Origin of the sequence: Bradyrhizobium sp. 2S1 (genome assembly GCF_011516625.5) — a bacterium.
GTDB classification, from domain to species: Bacteria; Pseudomonadota; Alphaproteobacteria; order Rhizobiales; family Xanthobacteraceae; genus Bradyrhizobium; species Bradyrhizobium septentrionale.
This window is the reverse complement of record NZ_CP147717.1, coordinates 5109559-5133865: the sequence shown is the minus strand read 5'-3', so window position 1 is coordinate 5133865 and position 24307 is coordinate 5109559. Positions and strand designations below refer to the sequence as shown.

Below are 24307 nucleotides of genomic sequence, written 5' to 3'. Positions count from 1 at the left end.
TCCTGTTGGCCCGGCTGTGCGGCCAATGCGCCACATGTCAATAACTTGATGGCCTTGCCGCTGCACCGCGCAGTTTCTATTGTTATAGCTGAGCATAGTGAGAAATCGGCAAAATTGGAGACCAGCGTGGCGGTTATTGTACCCTTCGAAAGCCCGTCCAATGCTTCGATCGACGGGCTGGTGGGACTTCTCGCCGCGGACATGGAGCGCGTCAACACGACGATCCTCTCCAGGACCGGCTCCGAGGTCACCATGATCCCCGAGGTCGCCAATCATTTGATCTCCTCCGGGGGCAAGCGGCTGCGTCCGATGCTGACCTTGGCGATGGCGCAGCTCGCCGACTATTCCGGCGACGGCCATATCAAGCTCGCCGCCGCGGTCGAGTTCATGCATACCGCAACCCTGTTGCATGACGACGTGGTCGATGAGAGCGAGCTGCGCCGCGGCAAATTGTCGGCGCGGATGCTGTGGGGCAATGAGGCCAGCGTGCTGGTCGGCGACTTCCTGCTCGGCCAGGCGTTCCGCATGATGGTCGAGGTCGGCTCGCTGCGCGCGCTCGACATCCTGTCCGCGGCCGCCGCCACCATCGCCGAGGGCGAGGTGATGCAGCTTGCCGCCGCCAAGAACACCGCGACCACCGAGGACGAATATCTCGCGGTGATCCGCGGCAAGACCGCGGAGCTGTTCGCCGCCGCCTGCGAGGTCGGCCCCGTGATCGCCAACCGGCCCAAGGCCGAACAGACCGCCTGCCGCTCGGTCGGCATGAATCTCGGTATCGCCTTCCAGCTCGTCGACGACGTGCTCGACTATGGCGGCAAATCTGCCAAACTCGGCAAGAATGTCGGCGACGATTTCCGCGAGGGCAAGATCACCCTTCCCGTCGTGCTCGCCTTCCGCCGCGGCAACGACACCGAGCGCAAGTTCTGGATTCGCGCACTCGAGCGCGGCGAGATCGGCGCTGCCGATCTCGACCACGCGATCGGGCTGATGACCAAGCACCGCGCGCTGGAAGACACGATCAGCCGCGCCCAGCACTACGGCGCGATGTCGGTCGACGCTCTGGCGCTGTTCCCGCCCTCGCCGATGAAGACGGCGCTGGAAGAGGTCGTCGCGTTCTGCCTCGCGCGCTCGCATTGAGTAGGTCTCGCACTCACTGAGCATCATAGACGGTGTCGTCCCTTCGAAAGCAGGGATGACTTGAGACTGTTCCGGCCCGATGCGTCGGTGTTGGCCCCGTCATCCTGAGGAGCGCGCAGCGCGTCTCGAAGGATCGACGGCCACCAGCCGGGCCGTGCATCCTTCGAGGCTCGCTCCGCTCGCACCTCAGGATGACGGGACAAGTTCTCTACCCCTCCACCGGCACCCAGATCTCGAGCCCGCCGTTGCCGCTGTTCTTCTCGAACTTCTCGTCGTAGCGCTCGAAGTTCGGCGCGTCGGCGACCTTCATGCCGGATTGCGGCAGCCAGCGATTCCAGATCGTGTTGACGGTGCGGCGGATGGTCGAGATGTGGTCGGTGTGGGTGAACACGAGATATCTCTGCGCCGGGATTCTGACGTGCGCGAACTCGCGCGGCAGGTCAGAGAAATCGGCGACCTCGATACCTGCGATGTAATCGAAATTCCCGGCGTCGTCGCCGTTGCAGCAGACGCCGTAGGCGATGTTGCCGACCTGGCGGGGAATGTGTGCGCATTGCTGGTGGAAGCCATGCCATTGGTTCGGGATGCCGGCGGTGCTGTCATTGGCGTGGTTGTAGCGCTCGCCGACGCCGGCAACGAGAAAGGCCTTGCCGGTTGCGATGCGCGGCGGATCGATGTGATCGAGAGCGGTCGAGATCATGGTGATCGGCTCCTGCAGCTTGAGCTTGGTCAGGCACGTCGTGGCGCGCACCGTCTCGGGCGTGACGCCGAAATGGTCGCGGAACGCGCGGGTGAATGCTTCGTGGGAGCCGTAATCCGCATCAAGCGCCAGGCTGAGAATATCGGGCACACCGGCCGCGAGCTCGCGCGCGGCCTCGCTGAGGCGGCGCGCCCGCAAATAGCGCATCACCGAAAACCCGGTTGCTTCCGCGAATGCCCGCACCAGATGAAAGCGCGAGACCCCGGCGACGGCTGCGATGTCATCGAGCGTCATCGGCCGACGGAGGTGGCTCTCGATGTACCAGAGCGCCTTCTGGGCTGGATTCATGGACGACGGCCTTCCTTCAAAGCACGCACATCATGCGCGCCTGCCGAACGCGGCGCTTGACAGTCCTTGCTGCGCAACGGCGGAAACTCTGGTTCCGCTCTACGGAAATTTACCGCAAAGCCGTCGCTGGTAACACCGTTGCAATCGTGCATACTCGCAGTTGCATCGATCCGACGGCTCATCAAGCTGCCCGAAAATCAAGACTGCACGAGCCGCGGCCAGCATGTCAGGGAGGACAATGATGCACTACCCACGCCTGAGCTATGTCAACTGCGTCAAATCAGCGGCGCTTGCGGGGCTTTTGACGATCGCCGTCGCAACCGCCGCCAACGCACAGAAGAAGTATGATCCGGGCGCGACCGACACCGAGATCAAGGTCGGCAACATCATGCCCTATTCGGGTCCGGCGTCCGCCTATGCCACGATCGGCAAGACCGAAGCCGCCTATTTCAACAAGCTCAACAGCGAAGGCGGCATCAACGGCCGCAAGGTCAACTTCATCTCCTATGATGACGCCTACAGCCCGCCGAAGATGGTCGAGCAGGCCCGCAAGCTGGTCGAGAGCGACGAGGTGCTTTTGATCTTCAATCCGCTGGGAACGCCGGGCAACACCGCGATCCAGAAATACATGAATGCCAAGAAGGTGCCGCAGCTGTTCGTCTCCACCGGCGCCGCCAAGTGGAACGACCCGAAGAATTTCCCGTGGACCATGGGCTGGCAGCCGAGCTACCAGGTCGAGGCCCGCATCTATGCCAAATTCATTCTGCAGAAATATCCCGGCAAGACCATCGGCGTGCTCTATCAGAATGACGATTTCGGCAAGGACTATCTGATCGGGCTGCACGACGGGCTCGGCGATCAGGCCAAGAAGCTGATCATCGTCGAATCCTCCTACGAGACGTCGTCACCGACGGTGGATTCGCAGATCGTGCAGATCAAGGGCGCCAACCCCGACATCTTCGTCAACATCGCAACCCCGAAATTCGCGGCGCAGGCGATAACGAAGGCCGCTGAGCTCGACTGGCATCCGGTCCAGTTCCTGACCAACGTCTCGGTCTCGATCGGCGGCGTGATGAAGCCGGCCGGCTACGAGGCGAGCCAGGACATCCTGTCGACCCAGTATCTGAAGGATCCCGCGGATCACGAGTGGAAGAACGATTCGGCCATGAACGAGTGGCGTGCCTTCATGACCAAGTGGTATCCTGAAGGCGACCAGAACGACGCCTCGACCGTGTTCGGCTATGGCGTCGCCAAGGGGCTGGAGCAGGTGTTGCGGCAATGCGGCGACGACCTGACCCGCGAGAACCTGATCAAGCAGGCGGCCAGCCTCAACTTCGAGATCGGCATCTACCTGCCCGGCACCAAGATCAAGACCGGGCCGGATGACTATGCACCGATCGAGCAGTTGCAGATGATGCGCTTCAAGGGCGAGAGCTGGGAGCGGTTCGGTCCCGTCATGAGCGGCGAGAAGAGCTCGTAACAGCTTTCTCCACAATTTCGCAGTTCGCGATGCCCGGTCTTGGGCCGGGCATCCACGCCTTCGACACGATTGACGAGCAAAACTCGTCACAAGCAAGAGTTGGGATGGCCGGAACCAGGCACATCCTGCGATCGGAAGGACAACAACAATGAAGATCACCGATGTCCGCGCCCACCATATCCGGATTCCCTATGACGCAGGGCCCGCGAGCTTCCGCCAGGGCGCATCCGCGATCTCGGCGCTCGACATGGTGCTGGTCGAGGTGTCGACCGATGCCGGCCTGACCGGCTGGGGCGATGCCTTCGCCTATGTCTGCCCGCAGACGAGTTGCACGGCGGTGACCGAGATGATCGCGCCGCAGGCCCGCGGCCTCGACGTGCCGGACGCCGCAAAGATTCCCGCCGTGATGGAGCAGATCCAGCGCAATCTGCACCTGTTCGGCCGCTATGGCATCACGATGTTTGCGATCTCGGCGCTCGACATCGCGCTGTGGGATCTGGCCGGCAAGGTGAAGGGCGCACCGCTGCATCAATTGATCGGCGGCGCGCGGCGCAGCTCCATTCCGGCCTACGCAAGCTTGATGCGGATCGGCAATCCCGCGCAGATCGCCGCCGAATGCAGGAAGGCGATCAAGCTTGGCTATGCCGCGATCAAGCTGCACGAGACCACCGTGCCGGCGGTGTCAGCCGCGCGCGAGGCGATCGGCCCCGGCGTGCCACTGATGGTCGACATGAACTGCCCGCTGGACGGGCCGGCGGCCATTCAATTCGCCCGCGACTGTAAGCAGGCCGCGCCGATGTTCCTGGAGGAGCCGGTCTGGCCGCCGGAGGATTTTGCGACGCTCGCCGAGGTGCGTCGGGAGGGCCGGCTCGATATCGCGGCCGGCGAGAACGCCTGCACCGTGCATCAATTCCGCCAGATGATGACCGCAGGCGCGGTCAGTCACGCGCAGCCGTCGGTGATCAAGGTCGGCGGCGTCACCGAATTCCTGAAGGTGGCCGTGCTCGCCGACGAGTTCGGCGTCCAGGTGATTCCGCACTCGCCCTATTTCGGGCCGGGTTTCCTCGCCACCCTGCATCTGATGGCGATCCGCGACGAAGGCCTGATCGAAATGTTCTTCATGAAGCGCCCCGCCTGCCTGTGGGGCGACCGCATCGCTGTCGACACCAACGGCCATGTCGCCGTGCCGCAGGGCCCCGGGCTCGGCTACGAGCCGGATCGCGATGTGATGGAGCAGTATCGGGTGGCGTGAGCCGAGATGCGCCGCGAAGAAAGTGCGCCCCCTCTCCCGCTTGCGGGGGAGGGTTGGGGTGGGGGTGTCACCGCAAGCGATATCCTTCGTGTGGAGAAATCCCCCACCCGTATCGCATCTGACGATGCGATACGGCCTCCCCCGCGAGCGGGAGAGGCGAAGGCAATTCGCGGATCGACCTTTGCTACTTCGTCCCGTCCTTCGCGGCAGGCGCAGCATCCTTCGCCGGCGGAGCGTCAGCCTTCTTCTTCAAATCTTCCGTCAGCTTGAGCTGCCCCGCCTGCTGGTCGGCGACGAGCTTTTGCAAACTCGCGACCAAACTCTTCAGGCTTTCGATCTGCCGGTTGGCAGCGTCGAGCTTCTGCTGATGATCTGATGTCAGCTTGTTGACGGTCTTCTGCAGGAAATCGACATTGCTCTGCAGACAGCTGGTGCGCCGCTCCATCGTCTTCTCGACGGTGCAGATCTCGATGCCGGGAACGTCTTGCGCATGCGCAGTTCCGACGACGCCGAGCGCAATCAGCGCGAGCAAGGCAACAGCGATACGAGCGAACATCATCATCCCCAATCAGAAGCGTCTTTCACAGTTTTGTGCTCACGACGCTGAAAGCTAGGCAGACATACCACACTGAAACCGCATTCAAGCGGTGTGCTTCACCCATTACGGGGACTACTCGTGGGGACGGGGGCCTTCGGAACTCGTTTGGTTCGACCCGTTTTGGCTCGACCTTGGGCAGTGGAGACAGATCGTATGGCTACGCGCGAAAAACGGCTGGCGCAATTCGACGGCAATGGCGAACCTTCGCCGGAACAACGCGTGGAAGTGCTTTGTGAGGATCACAGCGGAACGTATCAGCTGCCGTTCGCCTGCCGGTTCATCGACGGCCGGTGGCGCAATGACACAACCGGCGGCGCGCTGGAGGTCAATGTCATTGCCTGGCGCATGCCGCGCGTGAAGCAGGCGGGCATGGCGTAACAGCGCACAAGCGCTGTTTCAAAACGCGACGCGCACGCGCACGACTTTAAGATTTGGAACGCGGGTGGAACGAACCGCGTCCGAATCACTGATCGAGCGCCGTACTCCGCTGTTCACGGCTAGCCCGTCTTATTCGTCAGAGTGCGCCTGAGAGGCTGGCGAGCGTGGTGTAAAGCGCTGATGCGGCGTAGGATTCGGTTGCAAAGCCAACCCCATCACCTCAACCGCGAACGCCAGGCCCGCCATGACCGATGATACGATTCTGCCCTTCTCGTTTCCAGCCGTTCACGCCAAGAAAGTCACAGCTGCCTTCGATGGCGGTCGGCTGACCTCGAACGGGGGCGTGATGCTTCTGGCGATGGCCGAGCGGCGTCTCGGCTTGGCCGACAATTTGGCCCGGGTGTTCCCGGATCGGCGCGATCCGACGCGGGTCGTGCACAGCCTTGTCGATATGTTCCGCGCGCGCATGTTCGCGATCTGCTGCGGCTACGAGGACGCCGACGACCTCGATCATCTGCGGTCCGATCCCGCATTCAAGCTGGCCTGCGGACGGCTGCCGGACACGGGTCGCGATCTGTGTTCCCAACCGACGCTGTCGCGGCTGGAGAATGCTCCGCGCCTGCGCGACGTGATCCGACTGACCTACACTTTGGTCGACGCATGGATGGATAGCTACCCGCGCGAGCCGGCATCCGTCACGCTCGACATCGATGATACCTGCGATGTCGTCCACGGCCATCAGCAGCTCTCGCTGTTCAACGCTCATTATGACGAACGCTGCTTCCTGCCGATCCACGTCTACGACACGGAGAAGAGCCGGCCCGTGGCGGTCGTGTTGCGGCCCGGCAAGACGCCGGGCGGCGTCGAGGTGCGTGCCCATCTGCGCCGCCTGATACGGCATATCCGGACGCGGTGGCACAACACGCGAATTACGTTCCGTGGCGACGGGCACTATGCCCGGCCGGAGGCAATGGCGTGGTGCGAGACCAACGGCATCGACTACATCTTCGGTCTGTCCGGCACCAAGCCGCTCGCCAGAAAACTCGACGAGGCCGCCGACGACATCCGCACGCGACGCGCCATCGAGAACCTGCCGGTTCTGCGTGGCTATACCGAGACGCGCCACAAGGCCAAGTCCTGGGATCGCGAACGGCGTACCGTCGCCCGTATTGAGGCGACGATGCTCGGCCTCGACATCCGTTTCGTCGTCACCAGCCTCGATGTCGGCTCGGCCGAGTGGATCTACGACAGCCTGTATTGCGCGCGCGGCCAAGCCGAGAATCTGATCAAGCTGCATAAGACACAGCTCGCCTCCGATCGCACCAGCTGCCGTTCGGCGCTCGCCAATCAAGTCCGCCTCGTTCTCCACACCGCCGCTTATTGGCTGATGCTGACCGTGCGCGACGCGATTCCCAAAGCCCGGGAATTGGCCACAGCCGAGTTCGCGACGCTGCGTCTTCGTCTCTTGAAACTCGCTGCCCGTGTCGTCGAGACCACGAGCCGCATTCGCCTTGCGTTTGCCGCGGCATGTCCCGAAGCCGACCTGATCCGCGGCTTGCCAGGCGCGCTGCTGCCGCTCGGTCCTTGACCGGCGGGGCGTCCGCCCCCCGTTCGCCCAACCCATCCCTCAAGCGCGTTGCAAAGTACGGGTCGTCAGGCGGTGAAAAGCCGAAGGCAATCCCGCGCGCCTCGTCAGAGCAGATGTGCGGCCACATCAATCGGACTAAAAAAAGCACTCTCACGAATAGGACGGGCTAGATGTGGTCATCAGCCCGAGGCTGCGCACCACATACAGAAGCATCACGATCGGCCGCAGCCAGCGGCCGACGACAAAGGTTAATTCCTCCGCAGACGACATTGCGAACCCTCCTCGCGGTCATTTCCACGGCGTGACCGGCGGCACCGTCTCGGTCGCCGGCGGCACATCCACGGTCTTGAAATCGGCCGGGCTGACGATCTCGAGGTATTCCATGTCCTTCGAGTAATCGAACAGATAGTGGGTGATGCCGGGGCGCTGATGGATGACGTCGCCGGCCTCGACCAGCGTCTCCTTATCCTCGTACATGAAGCGGGCCCAGCCCTTGGTCATGATGACGATCTGGAAATCGCACAGATGCTTGTGCCAGCCGGTGCCCTGCTCCGGCGGCAGATCGGGATTGGCCTTGACCAGATGGCAGATCACCTGCCCGCCGGTGGCGTCGGCGATGCCGAGATCGCGATACAGGAAGAAGTCGCGCAGACCTCCGCCCTTGAACTCGGTGTCACCTGGTTTGACGTGGGAGAATTTGCTGACGACGGCGTGCTGATTCATTTCAAGCCTCCACGGTTCTCGTATTCGCGAGATCGCGGCGCGGGCTCAGCGTCCAAATTTTCGGCAGCGTCGCATCGTCGCGGTCACAGCTCGATGTTGCTATGCGAAATCCTTGCCAGCCCGATTGTGCTGCAGTGTTCGGTCTTGCCGTGAGCTGATGTCGCAGTGGAAGCATCTGGCGCAAAGCGCAAATTTTCATTCGGCGCGGATCGCGTCGCGCGCCCCGCGCGCCGCCAGGACCTGACGCCGACGGCACGTCTGTTGAGCAAGGCTTGCCTGGAGCTTGAGCCGCCGACGCAGGCAGGCCGCCTGGGTACTGCCTAATATTCGACCTCGAGCTCCTCGACGTCGGCAGGCTCGGCCTTCGCGGCCTCGATCCATTCCTGCATCTCGGGCATCGCCATGATGGTCTTGGCATACGCCGCGAGCACGGGGTCGAGCTTCACGTCATAGGTCATGAAGCGGGTCACGACCGGCGCATACATCGCGTCCGCCATGGTGCGGCGTTCGCCGAACAGGAACGGCCCACCGGATATGCCGAGGCAATCGCGCCAGATCACGCAGACGCGGTCGATGTCGGCCTGCGCCCGCGACCAGATCTTGAAGCCGGGGAAATGGCCCTTGAGGTTGACCGGCAGCGAGGCCCGCAGTGTGGTGAAGCCGGAATGGATTTCGCCCGAGATCGAGCGGCAATGCGCACGCTGGATCCGGTCGTCCGGCAACAGCCCGGCATGCGGCATGATCTCGTTGAGATACTCGCCGATCGCCAGCGTATCCCAGACGGTTGCGCCCTCGTGGCGCAGGCAGGGCACCAGGATCGACGACGACAACAGCAGCAATTCGGCCCGTGCCGAGGCGTCGTCGGGCGCCGTGACCACCTCCTCGAACTCCAGCCCGGCGAATTTCGCCAGCAGCCAGCCGCGCAGCGACCACGACGAATAATTCTTGCTGCTGATGGTGAGTGTCGCTTTCGCCATGCCCGCTCCTCACGCCTGAACGCGTCCTTAGCCCCCGGACCTGCGCGCCGGTCCAAGCCGCCGCGCCCCCGAAGCCGTTCATTTTTGCAGCAAGCCACGTGCCAATTTGCCGGGCAGCCCGCCCCCTCTCTAGCGTCGATATTGCATAGCCAGCCGGGCCAGGGGCGGATGCGTATGATGTCAATGATGTACCAAGCCTACCAGAACCACATAGACTTCACGGCGCCATGGCGGACCGGGGCCGCAGCGGCGCTGAAATACCTCAATCTGGTGCCGCAGGGCGCCACCGACCGGGTGTACGGGCGGCTCGCGGCGGCGCTTGAGCTGATCTCGCGCTCCACCCTGACCTACGCCCGTCCCGACTACGCCATCGGCAGCGTCACCTCCGGCAACAGGGAATACCAGGTGACCGAGGAGGTCGCCTATGCGACGCCGTTCGGCTCGCTGCTGCATTTCAGGAAGGTCGACGGACCGGAGCAGCCGCAGATGCTGCTGGTGGCGCCGATGTCCGGCCATTTTGCCACGCTGCTGCGCGGCACGGTGAAGACCCTGCTGCAGGACCACGACGTCTACATCACCGACTGGCACAATCCGCGCGACATCCCGCGCAAGGAGGGCCGCTTCGGGCTCGAGGACTATACCGACCACCTGATCGACTTCCTCGGCCAGATGGGTCCCCGCGCGCATATGGTGGCGATCTGCCAGCCTTCGGTGTCGGCGCTGGCGGCCGCCGCGATCATGTCGGAAGACAATCATCCGGCGCGGCCGGCATCGCTGACCCTGATGGCCGGACCGATCGACACGCGGATCCAGCCGACCAAAGTCAACGAGTTCGCCAAGAGCAAGCCGATCAAGTGGTTCGAGGACAATCTGATCAACTACGTGCCCATGCAGTGCAAGGGCGCGTTGCGTCAGGTCTATCCCGGCTTCGTGCAGCTCACGGCCTTCGTGTCGATGAACCTGGAGCGTCACATCAAGCAGCACATCGATCTCGCCAACCATCTCGCCAAGGGCGAGGTGATCAAGACCTTCTACGACGAGTATTTCGCGGTCATGGATCTGCCGGCGGAGTTCTACATCGAGACGGTGCGCGACGTGTTCCAGGAGCATCTGTTGCCGCAGGGCATGCTGATGCACCGCGACCGCCCGGTGAACCCGGCGGCGATCCGGCGCATGGGCCTGATGACGGTGGAAGGCGAGAAGGACGACATCTGCTCGATCGGCCAGACGCTCGCCGCGCAAGACCTCTGCACCGGCGTTCGCACCTATCGCAAGGTGCACCACATGCAGGCCGGGGTCGGCCATTACGGCGTGTTCTCCGGCAAGCGCTGGAACAACGAGATCTACCCGCTGCTGCGCGATTTCGTGCATGTGAATTCGTGAGGGCTGACGACGCTCTCTCCCCGTCATTGCGAGCGCAGCGAAGCAATCCATGTTTCCGCATGCGCAGTGGCATGGATTGCTTGACAGCGAATACCTAGTCACGCCTCTTTCCGGGCAGTAATCTCCTTCTCCACGACGACCCCGTCCCAAGAATCGTCCAGGGAGAAACTCCATGCGTTCCGCCACCGCCTTCCGCGCCCTCACGCTCGCCGTCATCGGCGCCCTCGCCTTCACGTCAGCCGCCTCCGCCGCCGAAGTCCACGTCATGATCTCGGGCGGGCTGACCGCGGCCTACAAGGCGCTGGTGCCGGAGTTCGAGCGCAAGACCGGGCACAAGGTGGTGACCGCGTTTGGGCCGTCGATGGGCACCACGACCAACGCCATTCCGGTGCGGCTGGAGCGCGGCGAGCCGGCCGACGTGCTGATCATGGTCGGCTATGCGCTCGGCGACCTCGTCAAGCAGGGCAAGGTCGTGGCCGACAGCCGCGTCGACCTGGTGAAATCGCCGATCGGGATCGCAGTCAAGGCAGGCGCACTGAGGCCGGACATCAGCTCGGCCGACACTGTCAAGCAGGCACTGCTGGCGGCGAAATCGGTCGCCTATTCCGACAGCGCCAGCGGCGTCTATGTCTCGACCGAAATGTTCCAGAAGCTCGGCATCGTCGATCAGATGAAGGACAAGGCGCGGATGATTCCGGCAACCCCGGTCGGCGAGATCGTCGCCAAGGGTGAGGCCGAGATCGGCCTGCAGCAAATCTCGGAGCTGAAGCCGGTCGCCGGCATCGACATCGTCGGCCCGCTGCCGGAGCCCTTGCAGAAGATCACGGTGTTCTCCGCCGGCATCGCGTCGGTTTCAAAGGAGCCCGACGCCGGCAAGGCGCTGATCAGCTTCCTCGCCTCATCAGATGCCCGCGACGCGCTGGTCAAGAGCGGGCTCGATCCGATTCCGGCGAGCGCGACGCATTAGCGAGGCATCGCCCACTCTCTTCCCGTCATCCTGAGGAGCGCGCAGCGCGTCTCGAAGGATGCACGGCCCGGCCGGTGGCCGATTCATCCTTCGAGGCTCGCTTCGCTCGCACCTCAGGATGACGGAGATAGGTAGAGGACTTGTCCCCCTACCGCAAATGATGCGCGGCGTAGGCGAGCAGCAGGACGACGACGAGCGCCAGGAGCAGCGTGGTCGACTTCCAGAACAGCACCGGGTTGCGCTCGATCAGCGGGGTCGATGACGTCGTCAGATATTTCGCGTTGGGATTGCGCAGGTCGAACAGGAACTCGGAAAAACTCTCGTAGCGCTTGAGCGGATTGGCGTGCACGGCGCGCTCCAGCGCGCCATCGACCCAGTTCGGGACGTCGCGGCCGCCATGCCCGGCCGGACGATAGACCAGCCTGTTGAAGTCCGATCGGGTGCGGGCGATCTGCGCGCCATAGGGCAAGCGTCCGGTCAGCATCTGATAGGTGACGACGCCGAGCGAGAACAGGTCGGAGCGCGCCGTGCCGGCCTCGCCCAGAAAATACTCCGGCGCAGTGTATTGCTGGGTGCCCAGGATATCCTCGCCGCCCGACGGCGCCGCGTCGGCGACGCCCGCGATCCGCGTCGAGCCGAAATCGATGATCTTCACCGTACCGGTCCGGTCGATCATGATGTTGTCGGGCCGGATGTCCTGGTGCAGCATCTCCTTGCGGTGGAACGCGCGCAGGCCTTTTGCAATTTGCTCAGTGATGTCGCGCACCGTTTCCAGCGCGGCCGCGGGATTGTCCGTTATCCACTGCGTCAGGGTCTGGCCGTCGATATATTCCATCGTGACATAGAGGAAATTGCGCCTGCGCTGCGGCAGAAACGGCTTCAGCACATGCGGGCTCTCGATCCGCTTGGCGACCCACTCCTCCATCATGAAGCGCTTCAGATAGGCGCCATCGTCGCGCAGGTCGATCGAGGGGATCTTGATCGTGACCGTGGTGCCGGTCTCCTCGTCGACCGCGAGATAGATGTGGCTGCGGTGCGATGCATGCAGCTCGCGCACGATACGATAGCCGTCGAACAGCATCCTTGCGTCGAGCAGCGGCGGCAGCGGCAGCTCGGTCGGCTGGCCGAACACCTCGCCGGCATCGCCGTCGGGCAAGGCATCGATCCGGATGATCTGCGCGGTGAGATTGTCCGGGCTGCCGTTCTCATAGGCCTGTTCGACGATCGATTTCGCTGTAGCATCGAGATCGCCAGCGCCGTCCAGAATCGTTTTCGCAAGCTGGCGCGGGGCGAAGTGCTCGTAGATGCCGTCGGTCACCAGCAGAAAAGTGTCGCCGCGCTCCAGCGGGAGATTCTGGTAGTCGATCTCGAGCTGCGGATTCACGCCGAGCGCGCGGCCGAGATAGCTCTGCTGCGAGGAGATCACGACGCGATGATCGTTGGTCAATTGCTCGAGACTGGTGCCGGCGACGCGGTAAATCCTGCTGTCGCCGACATGGAACAGATGCGCCGTGGTCGACCGGATCACCATGGCGCTCAGCGTGCAGACGTAACCCTTGTCCTTGTCGTAGGGGTTCTGGCTGCGCCTGGTCTGGGCGTGCAGCCAGGAATTGGTCGCCTCCAGCACCCGCTGCGCCGAGCTCTTCACCGACCAGGATTCCGACGTGCAGTAATAGTCGGTGAGGAAGCTCTTGACCGCGGATTCGGCGGCGATGCGGCTGACGCTGCTCGACGAGATGCCGTCGGCGAGCACCACGGCGATGCCCTTCAGGCCGAGCAGCGGCTCGTCCGGGATCAGCACGCCGTGGAAATCCTGATTGGTGTCCTTGCGGCCCTTATCAGAGAATTGCCCGACCGATATTTTCAGCGCACGCGGCATCGACCGTCCCAATGCGAATGGGGCCCTCCATGACAGGAGAGCCCCATCAGCCGGCCTGGATCAAGCCGCGAGGCGCTGGCGCTTCGGCGCCGTCTTGATATGCGTCGTGTAGAGCGTGAGCCCGGTGAAGGCGAGGCCGCCGACCAGATTGCCGACCACGGTCGGGATCTCGTTCCAGATCAGGTAATCCATGATCGTGAAGTGACCGCCGAGCATCAGGCCGGACGGGAACAGGAACATGTTCACGATCGAATGCTCGAAGGTCATGTAGAAGAACAACATGATCGGCATCCACATCGCGATCACCTTGCCGCTGACCGTGGTCGAGATCATCGCGCCGACCACGCCGGCCGAGACCATCCAGTTGCAGAGCATGCCGCGGATGAACAGCGTCAGCATGCCGGCCGCGCCATGCGCCGCGTAACCGACCGTGCGGCTCTCGCCGATGGTGCCGATCACCTGGCCGACCTTGTCGGGCGGCGAGGAGAAGCCGAACGTGAAGACGATCGCCATCATCACCGCCACCGTGAAAGCGCCGGCGAAATTGCCGATGAACACGAGCCCCCAGTTGCGCAGAACGCCACCGAGCGTGACGCCGGGCCGCTTGTCGATCAGCGCGAGCGGCGACAGCACGAACACGCCGGTCAGCAGGTCGAAGCCGAACAGATAGAGCATGCAGAAGCCGACCGGAAACAGCGCGGCGCCGACGATCGTCACGCCGGTGTTGACGTTGATGGTGACCGCAAACGCTGCCGCCAGCGCGAGGATCGCGCCGGCCATGTAGGCGCGGATCACGGTGTCGCGGGTCGACATGAAGATCTTGGATTCGCCGGCGTCGACCATCTTGGTGACGAATTCGGACGGTGCGAGATAGGCCATTCGTAAAGTCCCCTTGCGCAATTCGGCCGCGCCGGATGCGATGCCGGAAGCGACGCGGGTTGATTGAAATGCTCGTCCGGCCGGGGAGATGGGGTCTAACGATTGCTCGAGACGCCCGGACCGGGCGCCTTGATCCCCTCGCCTTGGCCTTCACTGGCTTCGGCAATCCGGAGGACGGCAGTCGTCATTGACTGATGCAATCAAAAGCAATGCATGTGCCAACCGCAGGCGCCGGCCGCAGTCTAAAAATTCATTTTAATACAATGACTTACCATGCCACCCGAGAGGCAGGCGGGCGCGATGGCGCCGAATTATGCAGCTTGCACAGATGTCACCCACGCGGACGCGCGCCTGTCCGTCTCCGTCATCCTGAGGAGCGCGCTCTTGCGCGCGTCTCGAAGGATGGACGGCCCGGCTGGTGGCCGTCGATCCTTCGAGGCTCGCAAGAGCTCGCACCTCAGGATGACGGGGATAGGGTCGATATGCGCCGCTACTTCACCTCGGTCCGAACCGGCGAGTCCTTCAGCCCGTTATGGTCATAGGCCTTGCGCAGCGTGCCGTTGGCGATTGCCTCCGTCATGAACTTGGTGGCGAACGCCGCGGCGAGCGGATGGTTGAGCGGCACCGCGACCGCGGTGACGGTCTGCTTGAAGGTTTCGTCCAGCACGCACGTGCCCGGAATCTTCTTCGCCATCGCGATCAGCTGATCGCGCGATAGCGCGAAGGCGTCGACCTCACCATTCTCCAGGAGATGGAAGATCTCGTCATAGGTCTGATAACCCGTGACCCTGGCGTGCTTGAGATGCGCGATCGCACCACGCATGGTCGTGGTGTTGTTGACGGCGGCGACCTTGACGCCGTCCTGGTCGAGCGTTGCGAAATTCGTGATCTTGGAACCCGGCCTGACGATATAGGTGGCGTCGGCGACCTCGTAGATCGGCCCGAACGTCATCTTGGTTTCGCGATCGGGATCCTTGGGCAGGAAGGTGACGTCCCAGCTGTTGTTCGACGCCGCGTCGGTGATCTGGCCGGAATTCTGATGCACGACGTATTCGACTGATACCCCGAGCTGTGCCGCCATCTCCTTGCCGAGATCGACGGGAACGCCGGCATAGCCGCTCTCGGTCTTGGTCGACCAGAACGCGCCGCCGGCCGGGCTGATCGCAATCGCGACCCGGAGCTTTCCGCTCGGCGCGATCTGATCCTTCAAGGCGTCGGCATTGGCAGATGTGGCCATCATCATCGCTCCCAGAACGAGGCCAGCCAGACGCTGCAATCGAGACGACATCGGTGCCCTCCACGCCGAATTTTGTTGTCCGGCAGGCGCGCAACAAACCGCACGGCACGGCCTGGCGCAAGCGCCGGTTCTCGCAAGGGAGCTATCCGTATCGGCCTATCTGACCCGGATGGTGATTTTCTCGGAAACGACGGGCGGGTTGAATGGATAGTGCTTGGCGTCGCCCAGCACCAGCTGCAAGGTATGCTTGCCCCGCGGCAGGTCGAGCTGCGTCTCGGTCTGTCCTGCACCGAAGTGCAGATGAGACTTGTCCGACGGGATCGGCTCATTCGGATTCAACGGCTCGTTCACGTCGATCAGAAGATGGTGATGGCCGCTGTTCGGATAGTCGTCGCCGGCATGGGTGACGCCCATGTTGCGCAGCCCAAAGCGACACCAGAACGGGCTCTTCACCGTCACCCCGCTGTGCGGCCAGAGGAAATACAGCTTGGTGTCCTTCCCTGCCGGCTTGTTCTGCGCATTGGCCGGAGCCGCGAACAACGTCAGTGCTGCAGCGAGCATGATCAAGCCTGTACTTTTCATATCCCCTCCATGAAACCCCGCGATTGCATACGATCGCTCAGGGAGTCAGCGCGACCCGGAAACCGTGGGTCGGGTAACGGACATTGGCGTCATAATTGTCGCGATTGGCCGGACGCACATAGCGGGCGTCGTTCTTCCAGGAGCCGGAGCGAAGGACATGGAAGGCGCAGTCGCCGCCGGACCAGACCGCACCGTCGGCCGACGCGCCCTGGTAGTTCCTGTGCCAGCAATCCTCCACCCATTGATCGACCCCGCCGCCCATGTCGTAGAGACCGAACGGATTCGGCTTGAAGCTGCCGACCTTGACCGGTTGTTCGGTCGCAGCACTACCGCCGCAATCCTTGCAACCTGCGTTGCCCAATTGCATCTGGTCGCCCCACCAGTATTTCGACTGCGTTCCACCACGCGCCGCATACTCCCATTCGGCCTCGCTCGGCAGCCGATAGGCCTTTTTGGTGCGCTCGGCGAGCCACGCCACATATTGCTTCGCGTCATTCCAGCTCACATTGGTAACCGGAACGTCGTCCTTGCCGGTGACCGTGAAGCCGCAAGCCTTGGCCTCCGCGCAGGCATTCCATTCGCGCACGGTGACCGGATATTTTCCCATGGCGAACGGCTTGACCGTCACCTTGCGGACCGGCCGCTCCGAAGGGTCGTCATTGCTTCCCATCGAGAAGCTGCCGCCCTGCAGCGAGACCATTTCGGGCTCCGGCACCGACACGGCGGGACTGGCGGAGGGTGCAGCCTGAGGCAACGCCTGCTGTGTTGGCGCTGCGCTTGGGATCTGACTTGGGCTCTGACTTGGGCTCTGACTTGGGACCGGACTTGGGACCGGACTTGGGACCGGACTTGGGACCGGACTTGCAGATTGAGTTGGAGCCGGGCTCGGTGCCGGCTGCTGAACGGTCGGCGAAGCCGGCGATACCGGCGGCGCCTGCGCCACCTCAGCCTGCTTGCCGCGCGGTTGCGCGAGCATGTACCAGAGCACACCGCCGGCGATGATTGCGACCGCCAATCCGAGCAGCGTGAGCAGGATGGACTCACGGCGCCGGCGCGTCCTTTGGTACGCGGCGGCGTCCGGCAACACGCGATAAACCCGGACCGGATCGGTGATGTTCTTGACCTTGCGGTCGCCGAGCGATTCGTATCCGCAGACCATCTTGTGCTTGATCTGCTCGTAGATGCCACCGGAGATGAAGACGTCACCCGGCGCCGCAATCCCTTCCAGACGCGAGGCGACGTTGACGCCGTCGCCATAGATATCGTCGGGTTCGATGATGACGTCGCCGAGGTTGACGCCGATCCGGTACTCGATCCAGTGATCTCTCGCGATCGCCGCGTTGCGGCCGATCATGTTCTGCTGGATCACGATGCTGCAACGGACGGCCTCGACCGGGCTGTCGAATATCGCGATAAAGCCATCGCCGGTGGTCTTGACCAGCTTGCCGTGGTGCTCGGCAATGGTCGGCTCGACGAGATCGCGCTCGATCCGCTTGACGCGGGTATGCGTGCCCTCTTCGTCAAGTTGCATCAACCGGCTGTAGCCGGCGATATCGCCGGCAACGATCGCTGCGAGGCGCCGCGGCATCGAATTGCCGGGAGTCTCGCCGGGAGGCTGAGACCGGCCTGACTTGAAGTCGCGAATTTCTCCCATGGGGCTCCGGCTGCTCCAAAAAATTTGTGCTCGAGGCGCAACCGGCGCCTTCGTCCCCGAGGCTCGGTTAAACCTACCACACCTTCGGATTGGAACAAAGTTTCGCGAAGCGTGACCAAGCTCACGGATTGCCGCCCGCGCATGAGCCGCGCACCCGCCGGGCGAGCGGGCGGGTACTATCTCAACGGCAAACCGGGTGGCAAGACACAATTGCGTCAGCCCGCCTGGGCGGCCGGCGCCCGGATCTCGCGCGGCAGGATGATCGCGGCCGCAATCGCCAGCAGGCAGAGTGCCGCGAAGGCGCGCAGCATCATGGCGAAGCCGCCCTGGTCGTACAGCCAGGCCACCAGGCCGACCGAGGCGCCGGCCGCGGTGAAACCGACGAAATAGCGCACCGCATAGGCGCGCGAGCGCCATTCCTCGGTGGTGTACTTGCCGACCATGGCATCGTTCACCGTCACCTGGCCGAACGCACCCATCACGATGCCGATCGAGACCACGATCAGGGGCAGGTTGGACAGGTTCGCCGCGAGATAAAGGAACGGCGCCAGCATGAACGACAGCGGCAGCGCCACCGTCTTCAGCGAATGCCTGTCGAGCAGCTTGCCGATCGTGTACTGCGTCATCGCGCCGAACACATAGACCCCGGCCGCGATCACACCGAGCAGCGCCGGGCTCCCGGTCAAGTCGGCGAGCCGTTCGGCGAACAGTTTTGGCAGCGCCACCGTCACCGCGTTGAAGGTGGTCGAGATCGCAATCACCACGATCAGGAGCGACAGCACCACGCGCCACATGTCCTGCTTGGCGACGCGCGCCTGGGCTGCGGCCTGTTTGGAGCCCTTGCGGTCCTCATGCACCACCGTCATCGCAAAGGCGATGCCGATCAGCACGGTGACGGTGCCGGGCACGATGAACGCCCAGCGCCAGCCGAGATACTGGCCGATCACGCCGGTGACCAGCGCCGACGAGGCGACGCCGAGATTGCCCCAGACGCCATTGATTCCCATCTCGGCGCCGAGCTTCTCGGCATAGGACACGATCATCGCGGTGCCGACCGGATGGTAGATCGAGGCGAAGATGCCGATCGCCAGCAACGCCGCGCCGAGCTGCAGCGGGCTCGAGACGAAGCCGACCGAGATCATCGACAGGCCGATGCCGACGAAGAAGATCAGCATCATGTGGCGGCGGCTCCAGCGGTCGCCGAGCCAGCCCGTGATCAGCGAGCCGGCACCGAAGGCGATGAAGCCCGGCGTCGCATAGGGCAGCAGTTCCGAATAGGCCATGCCGAGCGCCGGGCCCATGATGATGACGGCGGCGGCGAAGATCAGCATCGCGTAGTGATCGATGAAATGGGCGGCGTTGACGAAGGTGATCACCCGGCTGAGGCTATTCATGGCACGTCTCTCACGCGATTCTTCAATTGCTCGAAAAATAGGTTATAGGTGCTTGTCCTGACGGGATGTCGCCAATGACTATCGCTGAACCGCCAATCAGAGCCCTCCACAAGGACCGGCGCATCACCGGCGATGGCGTGCATCTGGTCGCGCGCAACTATCCCAAGGGCGTCCGGCTCGACCCGCACATGCACCGCGAGGCCCAGCTGGTCTATGCCGCCTCGGGCACCATGCAGGTGACCACGCCGAAGGGCCGCTGGCTGGTGCCGCCGGACCGCGCGGTGTGGGTCCCTGCCCTGCTGCCGCATGCGATCGATGTGCTCGCCGACATCGAGATGCGCACGCTGTATTTCGACCAGGCCTGGCTCGCACGCGAGGAGCGCAGCGACAGCCTCGACCACGAATTCGTGGTGCGGGTCTCGCCCCTTGTGCACCAGGCGATCCTTGCGCTGTTCGACACATCATGCGGACGCGAGCGCACCGACCTCTTGATCCGCCTCGTGATGCTGGAGCTGCACCAGGCCGAGGATTCCGCGACCTTCATCCCGCTGCCGCAGGAGCCGCGCTGCCGCCGCGCCGCCGATATCGTGCTCGCCGATCCGACGGGAGATCACGAGATCGACGCGTTGGCGCGCATGGTCGGCACCTCGGCGCGGACGCTATCGCGGTTGTTCTCGGTGGAGACGCAGCTCTCCTTCAAGAGCTGGTGCCAGCGCGCCCGCATCGCGGCCGCGATCGAGCGGCTGTCGACCAACGTGAATGTTTCGGTCAAGCAGGTCGCCGCCGACCTCGGCTATGCCAGCGTGCCGGCATTCTCCCACGCGTTCCGCCAGGTCACCGGCAAGACACCGACCGCGTTCGCGGAGAAAACGTGCGAGAAAACGTGAACGGGATTCGTCATCGGGAGTAGTCATGACGAATTATACCGCTGTCGGGCTGCGACATATTTCCGTACGATCCCTGCGCTTGATTGCAGTCCTCCCGACCTTAAATCCCGTGTAAGGTCCGGCTTCACTGGATGCGACCCGCTGGATACGACCTGCTCATGGCCAACGCCTTTTTCTCCGACCTGCTCTCCACGATCTCCGAACGCGGCCGGGTGCTGCTCGGCCGCGCCAGCCCGGCCGACGACAAGCAGGATCCGTCCGAGCTGCTGGAATTGTGCGAGGCGCTATTGTCCGGCCGCGGCGAAGCCTCCGGTACCGCGATGGCGCGCGAAGTGCTCGACCGCTACCACCATCTCGATACCCCCGGGCAGCTGTCGTTCTTCCAGACGCTGGCGCGCGACTTCGGGCCCGATCACGCCAGGCTGGCGCAGGCGATCGAAAGCTGGCGCGCCAAGGTGAACGACAAGGCCAATGGCGACGACGCCAGCGACTTGCATTTCGCCTCCGAACCGCGCCGCCAGGAATTGATCCGCCGGCTCAATCGCGCGCCGGGCGGCACCGGCGAGCTGGTGTCGATGCGATCCGATCTGCTTTCATTGATGAAGGGCAACAAGGACCTCGCCGCGCTCGATCGCGACGTGGTGCATCTGCTCTCATCCTGGTTCAACAGGGGATTTCTGGTGCTGCGCAGGATAGACTGGTCATCGCCGGCCAATATTCTGGAGAAGATCATCCGCTATGAGGCCGTGCACGAGATCCGCGACTGGGACGATCTGCGCCGCCGCATCGATCCGGTGGATCGCCGCTGCTACGCGTTCTTCCACCCGGCGCTGACCGATGAGCCGCTGATCTTCGTCGAGGTCGCGCTGACCGAAACCATCCCGGGCGCGATCGCGCCGCTGCTCGCCGAAGAGCGCGAGCCGGTGGCGGTCGAGCGGGCCCGCACCGCGGTGTTCTATTCGATCTCCAACACCCAGCGCGGACTTGGCGGCATCTCCTTCGGCAGCTTCCTGATCAAGCAGGTGGTCGAGGAACTGCGCCGCGAATTGCCGAAACTCGACACCTTCGTGACGCTGTCGCCGGTGCCGGGCTTCATGCAGTGGGTCAAGCAGGCCGACGACGTGCCGCTCACCGATGAGGACCGCCAGCTCTTGGAAAGCCTCGGCAAGCCCGGCTGGTCCGAGAACCCCGAGTTCGCCGCGCAGCTGCGTACCGTGCTGGAGCCGCTCGCCGCCTACTACTTCCTGAAGGCGCGCACGCCGAAGGGACGGCTGATCGATTCGGTCGCGCGCTTCCATCTCGGCAACGGCGCACGGCTGGAGCGGATCAACTGGCTCGGCGACCTCTCGCCCAAGGGCCTGCGCGAATCCGCCGGCGTCATGGTCAACTACCTCTACCGCCTCGACGACATCGAGAAGAACCACGAGGCCTACGCCAACAATGGCGAGGTGATCGCCTCGAGCGCGGTGAAGAAGCTGTTGAAGGGCGAAGGCCGGCGGCTGCTGGACATGCGGCTGGGGTAATGAGACCCAGCTCCATCCGCGTCATGGCAACGACGACAGAGAGCGCATTCCAACACCGTCATCCTGAGGTGCGAGCGGAGCGAGCCTCGAAGGATGCACGGCCCGGCCGGTGGCCGTCGATCCTTCGAGACGCCGCTTCGCGGCTCCTCAGGATGACGGGGCCGTGAACATCGACAGCAATGACGGCACGGTAGTCGAGGCCCTCGCCGCCTAAAACCTCGCCCGCGCCATCAGCCGCACCGTGCGGCCCTGTCCCGGCGAGATGTTGTTGTTGCCGTCGGCGGAGGCCCAATAGCCCTTGTCGAAAATGTTCTCGACATTGAGCTGGGCGCTCCAGGTCTCGTCGATCTTGGCATAGACCGCCGCATCGAAGCGGACGAAGCTCGGCAGCCGCACGGTATCGTCGGACGAGGCAAAGGAATCGCCGAAATAGATCACGCCGAGCGCGGCCGCCCACATTGGCGTGAACTGATACTTGTTCCACCAGGCAAACTGATTGTACGGCACGAGCTGGACGCGATTGCCGGGCACGACGGTCGCCGACGTCGCACTGGTGATCTTCGCATCGGTATAGGCATAGGCCAGCGACGACTGCCACTGATCGGTGACATAGCCGGTCAGGCTCGCCTCGACCCCGCGCGTCAGCGTGCTGCCGGAGGGGAAGAAGAAGCCGGGATTGTTGCCGTCGGCGATCGGCTGGTTGGTGCGGTTCAGATTATAGACCGCGGTCGAAAACAAAAGCTTCGGATTGATGTTCCACTTCATACCGAGCTCGACATTCTCGAAGCGCTGCGGCTGCAGGATCAGCGTGCCGTCGGTCAGCGCGCTGAACTGGTCGCCCGAGGCCGGCAGATACGAGATGCTGTAGGCGGTATAGACCGACATCGAATCCATCGGCTTGATGATCAGGGCGCCCTGCGGCGACACCAGATTGTCGACGCGGCCGCGGTTGATGTTGGTGTTCATGTCGGTGGCCGACATGTCGAAGCGGTCGAACCGCGCGCCGGCGATGATCTGCACGGCGCGCGAAATCTCGATGGTGTCCCTGACATAGCCGGACTGGATGTTCAGCGCGTAGCGGCTGTTCGAATCGGGCGTGGTGACGCCGTCGGTGTTGGTGCCGGTGAAATGGTGGATGAACGTCACCGGACCGAAATAGGTCGGCGCGAACGGGTTCTGCACGATGGTGTTGGTGCCGTTCGGGAACACACCGGTGTTGCGGATGTCGACGCCGCTCTGGCGACCGAATTCGGTGCCGAAGCCTACGGTGTGGAACAGCGGTCCGGTCCAGGTCTTGTAGTTGAAATCGGTCTGGTTGAAGACGTTGTCGCGGTTGGTGGTATGCTGATAGGCGCCGAGATTGACCGCGGTATCGGCCGGATTGACCGCACCGGCGAGCGGGCCGCCGGTCGGATAGACGTTCTGATAGAACTTCTGGTAGTCGGCGGCGAAGGTGCCGTTCCGCACCGTCAGCCCGTTCTCGAAATCGTGCTCGATAACAGCCATGCCGGTCTGCACCGTCGCCTGCGCGGTGTTCTGCGCTGGACTGCCGAAGAAGGTCGAGAAATCGCCGTTCGGCGCAAACGGCGTGGTCGGATTGAAGCGGGTCGCGCCGCCCGGCAGTCCCTGCGAGGGATTGCCGCGATCGGCGGTACGCTCGTCGTGGAAATACTCGTAGCTCAGCTTGATCTTGGTGTTGTCGTCGGGCTTCAGCGTCACGGTCGGATTGATGCCGTAGCGTTCCAGATGATTGAAATCGCGGAACGCGTCGGCGCCCTCGTAGAACACGTTGAGCCGCGCCGCCACGTTCTCGTTGATCGCCTGCCCGGCATCGAGGGTGACGCGGCGATCGCCCCATGAGCCGGTCTGCGCGGTTGCCTCGTAGACGCGGTTGCCATCGGCCTCCTTGAGCGTGCGGTTGAGCAGGCCGCCGCCGGCGCCGCGGCCGAAGGTCAGCGCGCTCGGCCCCTTCAGCACCTCGATGCTTTGGGCGTTGTACATGTCGCGGAAATACTGGACGTCGTCGCGGAAGCCGTTGACGAAGAAATTGGCGCTGGAATCGACGCCGCGGATCACGAGTTCGTCGCGATTGCCCTCGCCCTGATGCACGGCAACGCTGGGGACGTAGCGGGTGACGTCGGTGAGGCCCTGGTAGTTCTGGTCGCGGATCTGCTCCCGCGTGATGACGTTGAGCGATTGCGGGATGTTGACGATCGCGGTGTTGGTCCTGGTCGCAACCGAGGTGCTGTTGGCGAAATAGCCTGACGTGCCGGTGCGCGCGTCCTGCGATTCCGCGAACGGCTTTGCCGTAGCCGCCGGCTCGATCCGCCGCGCGGTCTGGGTGCGGCGGCCGCGCGTGGCGGCGGTGTTGCGCGCAGTCTTCGGCGCGCTGCGGCGGCGTTGCGCCGCCGGCGGGGTGACGGTCACCGGCGGCAACGTCGAGACGCCTTGCGCCGGCGCCGACTGCGCCTGTGCAACCGAGGTTGCGAGCGGAACGCTCATAGCGAGATAGCTCGCCGTGAGCAGCGAAAGCTTCGCCAGCAAGACAGTGTGGCGGTTGGTTTGTGATCTCGATGTCATGACGTCGTCCCCAAGCAACTCTCGAAGCAACTCTCGCCTTGCACGAAGGCGATGCGCCGTCCTCTAGAGACGTGGGGCGCCATGCGTCCAGACGACGCGGCCGGGAAAATTTTTGCGCGACAACGGAATAAAATCGCGACGAAAGCGCGCAGGTGCGCCTC

20 protein-coding genes are annotated in these 24307 nt (G+C 63.6%); 9 read left to right on the top strand and 11 right to left on the bottom strand.

Annotation, left to right across the window (positions count from 1 at the left end; genetic code table 11):
- The first annotated feature begins 126 nt into the window (after positions 1-126).
- Positions 127-1137 carry a polyprenyl synthetase family protein gene (locus HAP54_RS24165; protein ID WP_166304205.1) on the top strand — a complete coding sequence of 337 codons (1011 nt, stop codon included), beginning with the start codon at positions 127-129 and terminating at the stop codon, positions 1135-1137.
- 208 nt (positions 1138-1345) lie between these two features.
- Here HAP54_RS24165 and HAP54_RS24160 read toward each other — a convergent pair whose 3' ends face one another.
- The gene (locus HAP54_RS24160; protein ID WP_166304202.1) at positions 1346-2185 is read right to left on the bottom strand and encodes an AraC family transcriptional regulator; all 840 of its coding nucleotides are present in this window, start codon (positions 2183-2185) and stop codon (positions 1346-1348) included.
- A gap of 238 nt (positions 2186-2423) precedes the next feature.
- On the opposite strand from HAP54_RS24160, the gene HAP54_RS24155 reads away from it, so the two are divergent.
- Positions 2424-3665, top strand: coding sequence for an ABC transporter substrate-binding protein (locus HAP54_RS24155; protein ID WP_166304200.1), 1242 nt, complete (start codon positions 2424-2426; stop codon positions 3663-3665).
- Positions 3666-3813: 148 nt separating this feature from the next.
- Positions 3814-4917, top strand: a complete 1104-nt coding sequence (locus HAP54_RS24150) for a mandelate racemase/muconate lactonizing enzyme family protein (protein WP_166304197.1) — start codon at positions 3814-3816, stop codon at positions 4915-4917.
- 184 nt (positions 4918-5101) lie between these two features.
- Here HAP54_RS24150 and HAP54_RS24145 read toward each other — a convergent pair whose 3' ends face one another.
- Positions 5102-5473: a DUF3450 domain-containing protein gene (locus HAP54_RS24145; RefSeq protein WP_166304194.1), complete on the bottom strand. Its 372-nt coding sequence runs from the start codon at positions 5471-5473 to the stop codon at positions 5102-5104.
- Positions 5474-5668: 195 nt separating this feature from the next.
- Between HAP54_RS24145 and HAP54_RS24140 the strand changes: the two genes are divergently transcribed.
- Complete coding sequence (locus tag HAP54_RS24140; RefSeq protein WP_166304191.1) at positions 5669-5893, top strand: hypothetical protein; 225 nt, start codon at positions 5669-5671, stop codon at positions 5891-5893.
- Positions 5894-6137: 244 nt separating this feature from the next.
- Positions 6138-7481, top strand: coding sequence for an IS1380-like element ISBdi2 family transposase (locus tag HAP54_RS24135; protein WP_166204320.1), 1344 nt, complete (start codon positions 6138-6140; stop codon positions 7479-7481).
- 288 nt (positions 7482-7769) lie between these two features.
- Here the strand turns inward: HAP54_RS24135 and HAP54_RS24130 are convergent, their stop codons facing one another.
- Together HAP54_RS24130 and HAP54_RS24125 are read right to left on the bottom strand one after the other, a co-directional pair.
- The gene (locus HAP54_RS24130) at positions 7770-8204 is read right to left on the bottom strand and encodes a cupin domain-containing protein (RefSeq protein WP_166304188.1); all 435 of its coding nucleotides are present in this window, start codon (positions 8202-8204) and stop codon (positions 7770-7772) included.
- A 320-nt stretch (positions 8205-8524) separates the two neighbouring features.
- Positions 8525-9181 carry a glutathione S-transferase gene (locus tag HAP54_RS24125; RefSeq protein ID WP_029079025.1) on the bottom strand — a complete coding sequence of 219 codons (657 nt, stop codon included), beginning with the start codon at positions 9179-9181 and terminating at the stop codon, positions 8525-8527.
- Between the two features lie 174 nt (positions 9182-9355).
- Between HAP54_RS24125 and HAP54_RS24120 the strand changes: the two genes are divergently transcribed.
- Together HAP54_RS24120 and HAP54_RS24115 are read left to right on the top strand one after the other, a co-directional pair.
- Positions 9356-10564 carry a polyhydroxyalkanoate depolymerase gene (locus HAP54_RS24120; protein ID WP_175619853.1) on the top strand — a complete coding sequence of 403 codons (1209 nt, stop codon included), beginning with the start codon at positions 9356-9358 and terminating at the stop codon, positions 10562-10564.
- Positions 10565-10736: 172 nt separating this feature from the next.
- Positions 10737-11531, top strand: a complete 795-nt coding sequence (locus HAP54_RS24115; protein WP_166304186.1) for an extracellular solute-binding protein — start codon at positions 10737-10739, stop codon at positions 11529-11531.
- Between the two features lie 148 nt (positions 11532-11679).
- On the opposite strand, the gene HAP54_RS24110 is transcribed toward HAP54_RS24115, so the two are convergent.
- From HAP54_RS24110 to HAP54_RS24085, 6 genes are all read right to left on the bottom strand, one after another.
- A complete protein-coding gene (locus HAP54_RS24110; RefSeq protein WP_166304183.1) occupies positions 11680-13410 on the bottom strand; it encodes a bifunctional protein-serine/threonine kinase/phosphatase in 1731 nt (576 codons plus the stop codon).
- Positions 13411-13470: 60 nt separating this feature from the next.
- On the bottom strand, positions 13471-14289 hold the full coding sequence (locus HAP54_RS24105; protein ID WP_166214717.1) for a formate/nitrite transporter family protein: 819 nt from the start codon (positions 14287-14289) through the stop codon (positions 13471-13473).
- 490 nt (positions 14290-14779) lie between these two features.
- Complete coding sequence (locus HAP54_RS24100; RefSeq protein WP_224741808.1) at positions 14780-15577, bottom strand: transporter substrate-binding domain-containing protein; 798 nt, start codon at positions 15575-15577, stop codon at positions 14780-14782.
- Positions 15578-15682: 105 nt separating this feature from the next.
- Entirely contained in the window at positions 15683-16108 is a 426-nt protein-coding gene (locus HAP54_RS24095; RefSeq protein ID WP_166304180.1) for a DUF4399 domain-containing protein, read from the bottom strand.
- Between the two features lie 37 nt (positions 16109-16145).
- Positions 16146-17762 carry an SUMF1/EgtB/PvdO family nonheme iron enzyme gene (locus HAP54_RS24090; protein WP_166308312.1) on the bottom strand — a complete coding sequence of 539 codons (1617 nt, stop codon included), beginning with the start codon at positions 17760-17762 and terminating at the stop codon, positions 16146-16148.
- Between the two features lie 215 nt (positions 17763-17977).
- The gene (locus HAP54_RS24085; protein ID WP_166304177.1) at positions 17978-19156 is read right to left on the bottom strand and encodes an MFS transporter; all 1179 of its coding nucleotides are present in this window, start codon (positions 19154-19156) and stop codon (positions 17978-17980) included.
- A gap of 74 nt (positions 19157-19230) precedes the next feature.
- Here HAP54_RS24085 and HAP54_RS24080 point away from each other — a divergent pair, with 74 nt between their 5' ends.
- Together HAP54_RS24080 and HAP54_RS24075 are read left to right on the top strand one after the other, a co-directional pair.
- On the top strand, positions 19231-20043 hold the full coding sequence (locus HAP54_RS24080; protein WP_166304174.1) for an AraC family transcriptional regulator: 813 nt from the start codon (positions 19231-19233) through the stop codon (positions 20041-20043).
- 158 nt (positions 20044-20201) lie between these two features.
- Positions 20202-21566 carry a malonyl-CoA decarboxylase gene (locus tag HAP54_RS24075; RefSeq protein ID WP_166304172.1) on the top strand — a complete coding sequence of 455 codons (1365 nt, stop codon included), beginning with the start codon at positions 20202-20204 and terminating at the stop codon, positions 21564-21566.
- Positions 21567-21776: 210 nt separating this feature from the next.
- Here the strand turns inward: HAP54_RS24075 and HAP54_RS24070 are convergent, their stop codons facing one another.
- Positions 21777-24146 (bottom strand): TonB-dependent receptor, encoded by a 2370-nt coding sequence (locus HAP54_RS24070; protein WP_248114458.1) that lies wholly within the window; start codon positions 24144-24146, stop codon positions 21777-21779.
- Positions 24147-24307: the final 161 nt, after the last annotated feature.

Excerpts from the sequence above, each read along its gene's own strand:
- HAP54_RS24090 (WP_166308312.1), bottom strand. The coding sequence starts at position 17,762 with ATGGGAGAAATTCGCGACTTCAAGTCAGGCCGGTCTCAGCCTCCCGGC.
- HAP54_RS24070 (WP_248114458.1), bottom strand. The coding sequence starts at position 24,146 with ATGACATCGAGATCACAAACCAACCGCCACACTGTCTTGCTGGCGAAG.
- HAP54_RS24160 (WP_166304202.1), bottom strand. The coding sequence starts at position 2,185 with ATGAATCCAGCCCAGAAGGCGCTCTGGTACATCGAGAGCCACCTCCGT.
- HAP54_RS24150 (WP_166304197.1), top strand. The coding sequence starts at position 3,814 with ATGAAGATCACCGATGTCCGCGCCCACCATATCCGGATTCCCTATGAC.
- HAP54_RS24145 (WP_166304194.1), bottom strand. The coding sequence starts at position 5,473 with ATGTTCGCTCGTATCGCTGTTGCCTTGCTCGCGCTGATTGCGCTCGGC.
- HAP54_RS24110 (WP_166304183.1), bottom strand. The coding sequence starts at position 13,410 with ATGCCGCGTGCGCTGAAAATATCGGTCGGGCAATTCTCTGATAAGGGC.
- HAP54_RS24140 (WP_166304191.1), top strand. The coding sequence starts at position 5,669 with ATGGCTACGCGCGAAAAACGGCTGGCGCAATTCGACGGCAATGGCGAA.
- HAP54_RS24125 (WP_029079025.1), bottom strand. The coding sequence starts at position 9,181 with ATGGCGAAAGCGACACTCACCATCAGCAGCAAGAATTATTCGTCGTGG.
- HAP54_RS24115 (WP_166304186.1), top strand. The coding sequence starts at position 10,737 with ATGCGTTCCGCCACCGCCTTCCGCGCCCTCACGCTCGCCGTCATCGGC.
- HAP54_RS24075 (WP_166304172.1), top strand. The coding sequence starts at position 20,202 with ATGGCCAACGCCTTTTTCTCCGACCTGCTCTCCACGATCTCCGAACGC.
- HAP54_RS24085 (WP_166304177.1), bottom strand. The coding sequence starts at position 19,156 with ATGAATAGCCTCAGCCGGGTGATCACCTTCGTCAACGCCGCCCATTTC.
- HAP54_RS24100 (WP_224741808.1), bottom strand. The coding sequence starts at position 15,577 with ATGTCGTCTCGATTGCAGCGTCTGGCTGGCCTCGTTCTGGGAGCGATG.
- HAP54_RS24105 (WP_166214717.1), bottom strand. The coding sequence starts at position 14,289 with ATGGCCTATCTCGCACCGTCCGAATTCGTCACCAAGATGGTCGACGCC.
- HAP54_RS24130 (WP_166304188.1), bottom strand. The coding sequence starts at position 8,204 with ATGAATCAGCACGCCGTCGTCAGCAAATTCTCCCACGTCAAACCAGGT.
- HAP54_RS24095 (WP_166304180.1), bottom strand. The coding sequence starts at position 16,108 with ATGAAAAGTACAGGCTTGATCATGCTCGCTGCAGCACTGACGTTGTTC.
- HAP54_RS24135 (WP_166204320.1), top strand. The coding sequence starts at position 6,138 with ATGACCGATGATACGATTCTGCCCTTCTCGTTTCCAGCCGTTCACGCC.
- HAP54_RS24120 (WP_175619853.1), top strand. The coding sequence starts at position 9,356 with ATGATGTCAATGATGTACCAAGCCTACCAGAACCACATAGACTTCACG.
- HAP54_RS24080 (WP_166304174.1), top strand. The coding sequence starts at position 19,231 with ATGACTATCGCTGAACCGCCAATCAGAGCCCTCCACAAGGACCGGCGC.
- HAP54_RS24155 (WP_166304200.1), top strand. The coding sequence starts at position 2,424 with ATGATGCACTACCCACGCCTGAGCTATGTCAACTGCGTCAAATCAGCG.